At 75.0% G+C, this 10,790-nt stretch carries 11 protein-coding genes; all 11 read left to right on the forward strand.

Going from position 1 to position 10,790, the window contains the following annotated elements; all coding sequences use genetic code 11:
* Positions 1–14: 14 nt before the first annotated feature.
* On the forward strand, positions 15–539 hold the full coding sequence (locus tag PSR1_RS09475; protein WP_237757889.1) for a hypothetical protein: 525 nt from the start codon (positions 15–17) through the stop codon (positions 537–539).
* A complete protein-coding gene (locus PSR1_RS09480) occupies positions 536–1,063 on the forward strand; it encodes an LptA/OstA family protein (RefSeq protein ID WP_059437358.1) in 528 nt (175 codons plus the stop codon). The genes PSR1_RS09475 and PSR1_RS09480 overlap by 4 nt, the downstream gene beginning before the upstream one ends.
* On the forward strand, positions 1,060–1,827 hold the full coding sequence (gene lptB / locus PSR1_RS09485) for an LPS export ABC transporter ATP-binding protein (protein ID WP_059437359.1): 768 nt from the start codon (positions 1,060–1,062) through the stop codon (positions 1,825–1,827). The genes PSR1_RS09480 and lptB overlap by 4 nt, the downstream gene beginning before the upstream one ends.
* A complete protein-coding gene (gene rpoN / locus PSR1_RS09490; RefSeq protein ID WP_059437360.1) occupies positions 1,824–3,329 on the forward strand; it encodes an RNA polymerase factor sigma-54 in 1,506 nt (501 codons plus the stop codon). Before lptB ends, rpoN begins: the two co-directional genes overlap by 4 nt.
* Before the next feature lie 262 nt (positions 3,330–3,591).
* On the forward strand, positions 3,592–4,146 hold the full coding sequence (gene hpf / locus PSR1_RS09495) for a ribosome hibernation-promoting factor, HPF/YfiA family (RefSeq protein WP_059437361.1): 555 nt from the start codon (positions 3,592–3,594) through the stop codon (positions 4,144–4,146).
* A gap of 127 nt (positions 4,147–4,273) precedes the next feature.
* Positions 4,274–4,732 carry a PTS sugar transporter subunit IIA gene (locus tag PSR1_RS09500; protein WP_059437362.1) on the forward strand — a complete coding sequence of 153 codons (459 nt, stop codon included), beginning with the start codon at positions 4,274–4,276 and terminating at the stop codon, positions 4,730–4,732.
* Between the two features lie 249 nt (positions 4,733–4,981).
* On the forward strand, positions 4,982–5,206 hold the full coding sequence (locus PSR1_RS09505; protein WP_012528250.1) for a sulfurtransferase TusA family protein: 225 nt from the start codon (positions 4,982–4,984) through the stop codon (positions 5,204–5,206).
* A 124-nt stretch (positions 5,207–5,330) separates the two neighbouring features.
* Positions 5,331–7,229 (forward strand): 4Fe-4S dicluster domain-containing protein, encoded by a 1,899-nt coding sequence (locus PSR1_RS09510; protein WP_059437365.1) that lies wholly within the window; start codon positions 5,331–5,333, stop codon positions 7,227–7,229.
* A 5-nt stretch (positions 7,230–7,234) separates the two neighbouring features.
* A complete protein-coding gene (locus PSR1_RS09515) occupies positions 7,235–8,716 on the forward strand; it encodes a hydrogenase iron-sulfur subunit (protein WP_059437363.1) in 1,482 nt (493 codons plus the stop codon).
* Positions 8,713–10,206: a Ni/Fe hydrogenase subunit alpha gene (locus PSR1_RS09520; RefSeq protein WP_059437364.1), complete on the forward strand. Its 1,494-nt coding sequence runs from the start codon at positions 8,713–8,715 to the stop codon at positions 10,204–10,206. Before PSR1_RS09515 ends, PSR1_RS09520 begins: the two co-directional genes overlap by 4 nt.
* 123 nt (positions 10,207–10,329) lie before the next feature.
* Positions 10,330–10,790: hydrogenase maturation protease (locus PSR1_RS09525; RefSeq protein WP_237757890.1), on the forward strand; the 461-nt coding region annotated here is incomplete at its 3' end.

Raw genomic sequence — 10,790 nt, forward strand, 5'->3', positions numbered from 1 at the left:
TTCAGCGGCTTTGGATGCGGACGGCGGCCGGGCTGGCCGCCGCTCTCGCGCTCGGGCTCGGCACCGGATGCCAGCCCGCCCAGCCCGTGGAGGCGCGTGACGTGGTGCCTGAGCTGATGCTCGAGGGGGTTCGATTCCGCGTGTGGCGGGAGGCGGACCTGCGCGTCGAGGGCGAGGCGCGCACCGCCACGCTGGAGCGCGACTCGACCCAGCTCAAGGCCCGGGACGTCGTGGCCGTCCTCCCGCGCGGTGGGGACCCGGTGCGGATCGCCGCGCCGGAAGGCTCCGGGTTCCTGTCGGCTCACACCTTCGAGGCGCACGGCGGTGTCACGGTGCGTCACCTCGACACCGTGGCCCGGACGCCCAGCGCCCGGTACACGCCGGAGGGCGAGGGCGGGATGGTCCGCGGGGACCAGGCGCTCACGGTGGACGGGCGCGGCTACCGGCTCCAGGGCACCGGGTTCGTGCTCGACGCCGGCACCGGCGAGCTGACGCTGGGCGGGAGCCCGCGGCTGACCGGCGGGGGAGAGCCGCGGTGATCGCGCTCCTCGCCGCCGCGCTGCTCGGCGCCGCCCCGGCGCCGGCCCAGGGAAAGCCCGCCGCGAGGGCCGCGGCCCGGGCGGCGCCCGACTACCGGGTGGACGCCGCCGAGGTCCGCTACGCGTTCCAGCGCCGCGAGGTGATCTTCACCGGCAAGCCGGTGACCCTCACCCGCGACGACGCGGTGCTGACCTGCGCGCGCCTCGAGGCGAAGAACGACGAGGCGGGCGTGATCGAGACCGCGGTGTGCCGCGGCGACGTGAAGCTGGTCCGCGGGGAGCGCACCGTGACCTGCCAGACCGCCACCTACGAGCACGCGGCCGCGCGGGTGACCTGCGACGGCGCGGCGGTGCTGCGCGACCGCGGCACCGAGGCGCACGGGAAGCGGCTCGTGTACGAGCTGCGCAACGACGAGGTGAAGCTGGAGGGCGGCGGCGCGCCGGTCCGGATCACCGTGCCGGGCGCCGAGGTGGAGCAGCGGCGGCGCGAGCTGGACGCGCAGCGCAAGGAGCAGGGGAAGTGACCGCGGCCGGCGGCGACGCGCTCCTCAGGGCCGAGGGGCTGGTGAAGTCCTACCGCGGCCGCCGCGTGGTGGACGGCGTGTCCTTCCACGTCGCGCCCGGCGAGGTGGTGGGGCTGCTCGGCCCGAACGGCGCCGGCAAGACCACCTCGTTCAACATGGTGGTGGGGCTGGTGGTGCCGGAGAAGGGGAAGGTGACGCTCGGCGAGCACGACCTCACCCGCCTGCCCATGCACCGGCGCGCGCGGCTCGGGGTCGGGTACCTGCCGCAGGAGGCGTCGATCTTCCGCAAGCTCACCGTCCGGCAGAACTTCGTGGGCGTGCTGGAGGCGCTCGGCGTCGGGCGCGCCGAGCGGAACGAGCGCGCCGCGGCGCTGCTCGCCGAGTACCGCCTGGAGAAGGTGGCGGACTCGCTGGGCGAGCAGCTCTCCGGCGGCGAGCGCCGCCGCGCCGAGGTGGCGCGGAGCCTGCTCTCCAACCCGCGGTACATCCTGTTCGACGAGCCGTTCGCCGGCGTGGACCCGATCGCGGTGGGCGAGCTGCAGCGCCTCATCGGCGGCCTGCGCGATCGCGGCATCGGCGTCCTCATCACCGACCACAACGTGCGCGAGGCGCTCGGCATCTGCGGGCGCGCGTACATCCTCTCCTCGGGGTCGATCCTCGAGCAGGGCACGCCGGTCGAGATCGCCGCCAGCCCCCGGGCGCGGGCGGTGTACCTCGGCGACAAGTTCAGGCTGGACGACCACCAGCCAGCGGAGCCTCGATGAGCCTCGAGCTGAAGCAGCACCTCAAGATGACCCAGCAGCTGGTGATGACGCCCCAGCTGCAGCAGGCCATCAAGCTCCTGCAGCTCTCGCGCATGGAGCTGGTCGATCTCATCCGCACCGAGATGACCGAGAACCCCATGCTGGAGGGGGCGGACGAGAACGACGAGCAGGCGGTGCCCGACGGCGCCAGCCCCGCCGAGCAGGCCGAGATCGAGGCGAAGCCGGAGCACAAGGAGGCGGAGAAGGCCGAGGAGGTGAAGGGCGAGGAGGGCGCGAACGAGATCGACTGGGACCAGTACCTCGACCAGTACCAGCTCCAGGGCCACACCGCGCCGTCCAACCGCGGCCTCTCCGACGAGGAGCTGCCCGGCTACGAGGCCACGCTCACCAAGAAGACCGACCTCGTCGACCACCTGGTCTGGCAGCTGCGCCTCTCGAACTTCACGCCCGAGGAGGAGCAGGTCGCGATGCTCATCATCGGGAACCTCGACGACGACGGCTACTTCAAGATGCCGGCGGTGGAGGGCGAGGCCGACGAGGCCACCTCGCGCGATCCGCTGGTGCGGGTGGCGTTCGAGTCGGGGCAGGGGATCGAGGTCGCCGAGCGGGTGCTGCGGAAGGTGCAGACGTTCGATCCGCTCGGCGTCGCCGCCCGCAACCTGCGCGAGTGCCTGATGATCCAGGTGGTCGCGCTGAACGCCGACACGCCCGAGATCGTCGCGATCATCGAGCGCCACCTGAAGCACCTCGAGTCGAAGAACTACCAGGCCATCGCCAAGGACCTGAAGGTTCCCATCGAGGAGGTGGTGAAGGCGGTCAAGGTGATCAGCCGCCTCGAGCCGAAGCCGGGCCGCGCCTACTCCGGCGAGGAGGCGCAGTACATCACCCCCGACGTCTACGTCCACAAGATGGGCGACAAGTACGTCACCGTCCTCAACGACGACGGCCTCTCGAAGCTGCGCATCTCCGGCATGTACCGCGCCGCGCTCAAGAACGGCGAGGCGGGCAAGGCCAAGGAGTACATCCAGGAGAAGCTGCGCAGCGCGGTGTGGCTCATCCGCTCCATCCACCAGCGGCAGCGGACCATCTACAAGGTCACCGAGTCGATCGTGAAGTTCCAGCGCGACTTCCTCGACAAGGGGATCGCGCACCTGAAGCCGCTCATCCTGCGCGACGTGGCCGAGGACATCGGGATGCACGAGTCCACCGTCTCGCGCGTCACCACGAACAAGTACGTCCACACGCCGCAGGGCATCTACGAGCTGAAGTTCTTCTTCAACTCGGCCATCCAGAAGACCGGGGGCGACGAGATCGCGAGCGAGGCGGTGAAGAACCACATCCGCCAGATCGTGGCGGCCGAGGACCCGAAGCACCCGCACTCGGACCAGAAGATCGTCGAGCTCTTGAAGGGGCAGAACATCGAGATCGCCCGCCGCACCGTCGCGAAGTACCGCGAGGTGCTGGGCATCCTGCCCAGCTCGAAGCGCAAGAAGTACTTCTAGGCGCCTCCGCGTCCCCGTGTCCGGTGACCGGCGGCGGGGCGGCCCCGCCCGCGGCCGGACGGCCGGTCGCCCGATCGCGGCGGCCCGACGCCCCGTCAGGCCGGATCGCCGTCGAAGACCGGGATCGATCCCGGCGGCGCTGGGCTATTATGACCTCGACATGTTGCCAGCTCCGGCAGCATTCGCGGCCGCGGCACCGACGGGACACAGCACCCGCCGGACCGCGGCCGAAGCATTTGCGGTCCTCCCAAGGAGGCGGTTCATGCAGGTGAACATCACCTTCCGGCATCTGGATCCCACCGAAGCCCTCAAGGCCCACGTCCGCGATCGCGTCGAACGGGTGCAGAAGTACATCGACCGGCCGACCGAGGCGTACGCGGTCCTCCACCTGGAGAACCTGAAGCACCACGCAGAGCTGACCGTGAAGGCGGGGCGCTTCCTGCTGCGCGGCACCGCCAAGACCGGGGACATGTACGCGTCGATCGACGCGGCCGCCGACAAGATCGAGCGGCAGCTGAAGAAGCACAAGGAGAAGCTCCTCAACCACAAGGCCGCCGCCGCGGCCGCGGAGCGCCCGACGCTGGACGTGCGGCACGACGTGCTCGGGATCCTCGAGGACCCCTCGCGCCCGAGCCACAAGGTCATCAAGAGCACCGAGTTCCAGGCGAAGCCCATGTCGCTCGACGAGGCCATCCTCCAGCTCGACCTCCTCGACGCGAACTTCTACGTGTTCCAGAACACGGAGGACCGGAGCATCAACGTGGTGTACCGGCGCGACGACGGGAACGTCGGCCTCATCGAGGCGCGCCCGGCCTGATCGCGGCGGCGGGGCGCGGCGTCCCCGTGGCGCCGCGTCCCGCCCGTCGCGGCTCCGGCGCGACGCCGCCGTCGCCTTGCCTTCTTGCCCACACGTTGCCACCTGTGTTAGCTGACGCCGGTCCGCCATGAAGATCGTCGAGTTCCTCCGGTCCGACGCCGTGATCGCCAGCCTCTCCGGGCAGGCGGCGCCCGCCGTGCTGGCCGAGCTGTGCCGCCCGCTCGCGGCCAGCCAGAAGGTGGACGGGCAGCGGCTCGTCGAGACGCTCCTCGATCGCGAGAAGCTCGGCTCCACCGGCATCGGCGAGGGCGTGGCCATCCCGCACGGCAAGGTCCCGGGCCTGCCGGGCCTCATGGCGAGCTTCGGCCGGTCCGCCGGCGGCGTGGACTTCCGCGCCATCGACGGGAAGCCGACGCACCTGTTCTTCGCCCTGTTCGCCCCCGAGAACTCGGCCGGCACGCACCTCAAGGCGCTCGCCCGGATCAGCCGGATCTTCAAGAACCCGGCGTTCCGCGAGGCGATCATGAAGGCGCCCGGCGCGGCCGAGATCTACCGCCTCATCGAGGCGGAGGACGCCAAGTACTGACGTCCCGCCCGGCGCCCGCCCGGTCGCCTGCCATTCGCCACGCTGCGCCGTAACTCCGCGTCGACACGGGGATTCCCTGCGTCGTCAAGGCGCTCGGGGAGTGCCCCGCCCGGGTTTGACGTGGAGCGGAGCGGCCGGGTATGGTCCCGCCCGGCGAACGCGACCCAGCCCTGCCCGTCCCGATCGCGCCGGTCGCGCCGGCGGAAAGGGGACCGGTCCGGTCGCGTCCGGCCCGGGAGGAAGCGAGCGGTGGGATCCATCATGAAGATCGACTGCAGCGGCATGCGCTGCCCGCAGCCGGTGCTGAAGCTGGCGGTCGAGACCGCCGAGACGCCATCCGGCACGATGGTCGAGATCACCGGCGACTGCCCCACGTTCGAGAAGGACATCCGCACCTTCTGCGAGCGCCGCCGCAAGACCCTGCTCTCGGTCCGCGGCGACGGCGTGAAGACGGTGATCCAGATACAGTACTGAGCGGGATCCGCCCGCCCTTCGACGGGGCTCGGGGCGAGCGGACCCGGAGACCGCTCGCGGTGAGCCTGTCGAACCGCGAGCAGAGCGGGCGGCCGTTGCCGTGGGGCGCGCCGCGGGAACCACGATGGCGTCGCCGAGCCGGATCGGCCTCTACTTCTGCCGCTGCGGCCCGAACCTCGGGCGCGCGGTGCGCCTGCCCGATCTCTCCGCGCCCGGCGCGTTCCCGGCCGCCGCCGACGTGGCGGTCCACGACGTGCTCTGCTCGCCGGAGGGCCAGGCCTGGCTCGCCGGGCGGATCCGCGCGCGCGGGCTGGATCGCGTGGTGCTGGGGGCCTGCTCGCCGCGCGAGCACGAGCACACGTTCCGCGGCGTCCTCGCCGGCGCGGGGCGCTCGCCCTGGCAGCTCCACATGGTGAACCTGCGCGAGCAGGCCGAGTGGCTGGGCGGCGCGCCCGCGGACGTGACCGCGCGCGCGCGGCGCCTCGTGGCCGCCGGCCTGGCGCGGGTGGCGCTGCAGCGGCCGCTGCCGGAGGCCGACGTCGAGGTGAGCGCCGACGCGCTCGTCGTGGGCGGGGGCGCGGCCGGGATCTCGGCGGCGCTGGCGCTCGCGCAGAAGGACCGGAAGGTCGTGCTGGTGGAGCGCGCGCACGCCCTGGGCGGCCTCGCGAACCGGCTCGACGAGGTGTTCCCGGACCTCGCCTGCGCGAGCTGCTTCATGGAGCCGGCGCTCGATCGCGTCCTGCACTCCGACCGCGTCGAGGTGGTGACCGGCGCCGAGGTCCGGCGCGTGCGCGGCTCGGCCGGGCGGTTCACGGTGGAGCTGGCCGTCGCGCCGCGCCACGTGGATCCGGCGGCGTGCCTGGGCTGCGCCGAGGTGTGCGGCGCCGCCTGCCCGGTCGAGGTGGCGGAGCCGTCCGGCGGCGGGCCGGCCCGCAAGGCCATCCACCTGCCGTACCCGGGGTGCCTGCCGCACGCGGCGGTGGTGGACCGCGCCGCGTGCCCGCCCGGCTGCGCGGCCTGCGCCGGGGCCTGTCCGTTCGGCGCGGTGCGCCTCGACGAGGCGCCTCGCCTGCGGGAGGTCGAGGTGGGCGCGATCGTGATCGCGACCGGCCTCGAGCCCGGCGCGGTGGACGGGCCGGAGGGCCTCGTGTCCTCCTACCAGCTCGAGCGGATGCTGCACCCGGACGGCCCCAGCGGCGGCGCCCTGCGCGGCGCGGGCGGGCGGACGCCGGAGGCGGTGCTGCTCGCCACCACCGCGGCGGAGGCGGACGGGGAGCTGGCGCTGCGCGAGGTGCTGAAGCTCGCGCAGCGCGTCCGCGCCCGGCTGCCCTCGGCCCGCGTGGCGGTCGCGGGCGGGCTCGATCGCGCGCCGCAGCTCGCCGGCCTCGCGGCCGCGCTCCGGCGCGACGGGGTCGAGCTGCTCCCGGGCGCGCTCGTCGAGGGCGGCGTCGCCGCGGCGGCGGGCGCGCTCGAGGTCCGCCTCGCCGAGCCCGGCGGCGGCACCACGCGCCGGCGGGCGGACCTCGTCGCGGTGCACGCGCCCTCGCGCGGCTCGAGCGGCGCCGCGGGGCTCGCCGCGCTCCTGCGCCTCGCGCCCGACGGCCGCGGCTTCCTCGGCGACGGCGGCGCGAGCCCGTTCGAGCCCACCGCCACCCGCACCGCCGGCGTCTACGTGGCCGGCGCGGCCGCCGGCCCGCGGAGCATCCGCGAGGCCATCCGCGACGGCGCCGCCGCGGCCGGACAGGTGCTCGCCACGCTGCGGCCGGGGGAGCGCCGGGCGCTGGAGCCGCTCGCGGCCGAGGTGGACGCGGCGCTGTGCGGCGGCTGCGGAATGTGCGTGGCCGCCTGCCCGTTCGGCGCGATGGTGATCGACGGCGCGGACGGGAAGGCGAGGGTGCTGGCGGTGGACTGCCGCGGCTGCGGCACGTGCGCGGCGGCCTGCCCGACCGGCGCGGCCAGCGCCCGGCACTTCACCCGCGCCCAGATCGCCGCGGAGATCTCCGCGCTGCTGGCGGGGAGGTGAGCGGGGTGGCGCACGAGCCGCGCATCGTGGCGTTCCTGTGCAACTGGTGCGCGTACGCCGCCGCGGACCGGGCCGGGCAGCAGCGGCTCGACATGCCGCAGAGCCTGCTCACGGTGCGCGTCATGTGCACCGGGCGGGTGGAGCCGGGCTTCGTGCTCCAGGCGTTCCGCGAGGGCGCCGACGGCGTGCTGGTGGCCGGCTGCCACCCGGGCGAGTGCCACTACCTCGACGGAAACCTGCGGGCCGCCGCCCGCGGCGCGGTGCTGGCGCGGGCGCTCGAGCAGGCGGGGATCGAGCCCGAGCGCTTCCGGATGACCTGGGCCGGCGCGACCGAGGCCGAGCGGCTCGCCGGCGAGGTCCGCGAGATGACCGCCGCGCTCCGTGCGCTCGGGCCGCTCGACTACGCGCGCCGCGCGCTCGACGGCGCCGGCGCCGCGCTCGCCGAGGCAGGGCCCGCGCCGTCTGCGCTGCCGCCGCGCGCGCCCGGGAAGCCGCGCGTCGCCTTCTACTGGAACGCCTCCTGCGGCGGCTGCGAGGAGGCGGTGGTGGACCTGGGCGACGGCTTCGCCGGCCTGCTGGAGCGCGTCGAGGTGGTGCTCTGGCCGGTCGCGACCGACCACAAGCGCGCCGACGTGGAGGCGCTGCCGGACGGCGGGATCGACCTCGCGTTCGTGAACGGCGCGGTGCGCCTCGACGAGCAGGCGGACTGGGCGCGGCTGCTGCGCCGGAAGGCGCGCACGGTGGTCGCGTTCGGCGCCTGCGCGCACCTCGGCGGCGTGGTGGGGCTCGGGAACCTGTCCGAGCCGGAGGCGCTGCTCGAGGCCGCCTACCGCGCGCCGCCCAGCGTCTCGAACCCGGACGCGCCGCTGCCCGGCGGGCCCGTCCGCGCGGGCGCCGGGGCCGACGCGGCGACGCTCTCCTTGCCGGTGCTCCTGCCGCGCACGCTCACGCTCGCGGACGTGGTCCCGGTGGACTACACCGTGCCCGGGTGCCCGCCCTCGCCGGCGGTGGTGCAGGCCGCGCTCGACGCGCTGCTCGGGGACGCGCCGCCGCCGCGCGGCGCGGTGCTCGCGCCGGACGTCTCGCTCTGCGAGGACTGCCCGCGCAAGGGCTCGCGGCCGGAGCGCATCGAGCTCCACGCGCTGCGCCGGCTCGCCACCTCCGCCGTCGATCCCGACCTCTGCTTCCTCGCCCAGGGGCTCGTGTGCATGGGCCCGGCGACGCGCCAGGGCTGCCAGCCCGGGTGCGTGGAGGCCGGGATGCCCTGCCGCGGCTGCTTCGGGCCGCTCGACGGCGTGCGCGACGGCGGCGCGGCCATGCTCTCCGGCTTCGCCTCGCTGCTGGGCGGCGCCGACCCGGCGGCGCTCGGGGCGGCGGTGCCGGATCCGGCGGGCACGTTCTGGCGCTACTCCTACGCGGCGGCGCTCCTGCCGCGGCGGGTGCGGCCGGCCGGGCCGGCCGGGCCGGAAGGCGAGGCGGGCCCGTGACGCGGCGGATCACCATCGACCCCATCACCCGGCTCGAGGGGCACGGGAAGATCGAGATCCTGCTCGACGAGCGGGGCGACGTGGAGAGCGCGTTCCTGCAGGTCCCGGAGCTGCGCGGCTTCGAGCGCTTCTGCGTGGGCCGGCCGGCCGAGGAGATGCCGCAGCTCACCGCGCACGTGTGCGGCGTGTGCCCCGCAGCCCACCACATCGCCGCGGTGCAGGCGCTCGACGCGCTGTACGGGGTCGAGCCGCCGCCCGCGGCGCGGCTCGCGCGCGCGCTCTACTACCAGCTCTTCATCTTCGAGGACCACCTCCTCCACTACTGGTACATGGGCGGCCCGGACTTCTACGCCGGCTCCGACGCGCCCGCGCCCATGCGCAACATCCTGGGCGTGCTCGCGAAGGTGGGCGCCGACCTCGGGAAGCGCATCCTCTCGGCCCGGCGCGAGGCGCGCGAGCTGATGGCGGCGCTGGCCGGGCGCACCGTGCACCCGGTGTTCGCGCTGCCGGGCGGCATCTCGAAGGCGGTGGACGCCGCCACGGTGGAGCGGGCCCGCGCGCTCGCGCCCGGGCTGGTGCGCTTCGCCGAGGACACGCTCGCCTCGTTCCGCGCCGCGGTGCTCGACCACCCGGAGTACTCGGAGGCGCTCGCCAGCGAGGCGTACCGGGTCCGCTGCCACTCGATGGGCATGGTGGACGACGACGGCCGGCTCGCGTTCCTGGACGGGCGGCTGCGGGTGATCGATCCGGCCGGCCGCGAGCTCGCGGCGTTCGCGCCGCGCGACTGGCTCGACCACCTGGCCGAGCGGGTCGAGCCCTGGACCTACGCGAAGCTCACGTACCTCAAGGCGAAGGGCTGGACCGGGTTCACCGAGGGCGACGACACCGGCCTCTACCGCGTCGGCCCGCTGGCGCGGCTCAACGTGGCGCGCGCCATGGCGACGCCGCGCGCCGAGGCGGAGCGGCAGCGGCTGTTCGAGGCGCTGGGCTGGCCGGCCCACCAGACGCTCGCGTTCCACTGGGCGCGGCTGGTCGAGGCGCTCCAGGCGGCGGAGACCGCGCAGCAGCTCGCGGAGGACCCGCGCCTCGGCGATCCGCACGTGCGCGAGGTGCCGGCGCCGCTGCCCGGGCCGCGCGAGGGCGTCGGCGCGGTGGAGGCGCCGCGGGGCACGCTCTTCCACCACTACGCCGCCGGCGCGGACGGGATCCTCACCGCCGCGAACCTGGTGGTCGCCTCCCAGCACAACGCCGCGCCGGTGCAGGTCTCGGTGCGCAAGGCGGCGAAGGGGCTCATCCGCGGCGGGAAGGTGGACGCGGCGCTGCTGAACCGCCTCGAGATGGCGTTCCGCGCCTACGATCCCTGCAACGCCTGCGCGTCGCACGCGCTGCCCGGCGAGCTGCCGCTGGTGGTCACGGTGCGCGGCGCCGACGGCGCGGTGCGCGAGGTGATCCGGCGGCGCGTGCCGGAGGACGCGGACGGATGGCGGTGAACGCGCGCCTCGGTCCCGCTCGCGGTTCGACGGGCTCACCGCGAGCGGCGCTTCGGAAGGCCGCTCGCCCCGAGCCTGTCGAGGGGCGGGCGGATGGCGAGCGATTGCTGCCATGAGGCGGTCGTGAACCACGTGTTGATCCTGTGCCTGGGCAACCCGCTCCGCCGCGACGACGCGGTGGCGCTGCACGTGGCCGCGCGGCTCTCGGCGCGCCCGGAGCCGGGCGTCGAGGTCCGGACCAGCGCGCAGGCCGGGCTGTACCTGCTCGACGACATGGAGGGCTTCGACCGCGTGGTGGTGGTGGACGCGGTGCGCACCGGAACGGCGGCGCCCGGCACCGTGCACGCGCTGCCGCTCGAGGCCATCCACGCGCCCGGCGGCCCGTCGCCGCACGCCATCGGCCTCCCCTCCGCGGTGGCTCGGGCCCGCGCCGCCGGCGCGCCGGTGCCGTCGCGGATCCAGCTCGTCGCGGTGGAGGTCGAGATCCTGGACGAGGTGGGCGAGGGGCTCACCCCCGCGGTGGCCGCGGCCGTCCCGGCGGTGGAGGCCGCCGCGCGCGCCGCCGCCCGCGCGCTGGGGACGCC

This window comes from Anaeromyxobacter sp. PSR-1, assembly GCF_000964525.1.
GTDB lineage: Bacteria > Myxococcota > Myxococcia > Myxococcales > Anaeromyxobacteraceae > Anaeromyxobacter.

Bases quoted from the DNA above. Each gene is read 5' to 3' on its own strand.
- PSR1_RS09475 (WP_237757889.1), top strand. From the start codon at position 15: ATGCGGACGGCGGCCGGGCTGGCCGCCGCTCTCGCGCTCGGGCTCGGC.
- rpoN (WP_059437360.1), top strand. From the start codon at position 1,824: ATGAGCCTCGAGCTGAAGCAGCACCTCAAGATGACCCAGCAGCTGGTG.
- hpf (WP_059437361.1), top strand. From the start codon at position 3,592: ATGCAGGTGAACATCACCTTCCGGCATCTGGATCCCACCGAAGCCCTC.
- PSR1_RS09500 (WP_059437362.1), top strand. From the start codon at position 4,274: ATGAAGATCGTCGAGTTCCTCCGGTCCGACGCCGTGATCGCCAGCCTC.
- PSR1_RS09510 (WP_059437365.1), top strand. From the start codon at position 5,331: ATGGCGTCGCCGAGCCGGATCGGCCTCTACTTCTGCCGCTGCGGCCCG.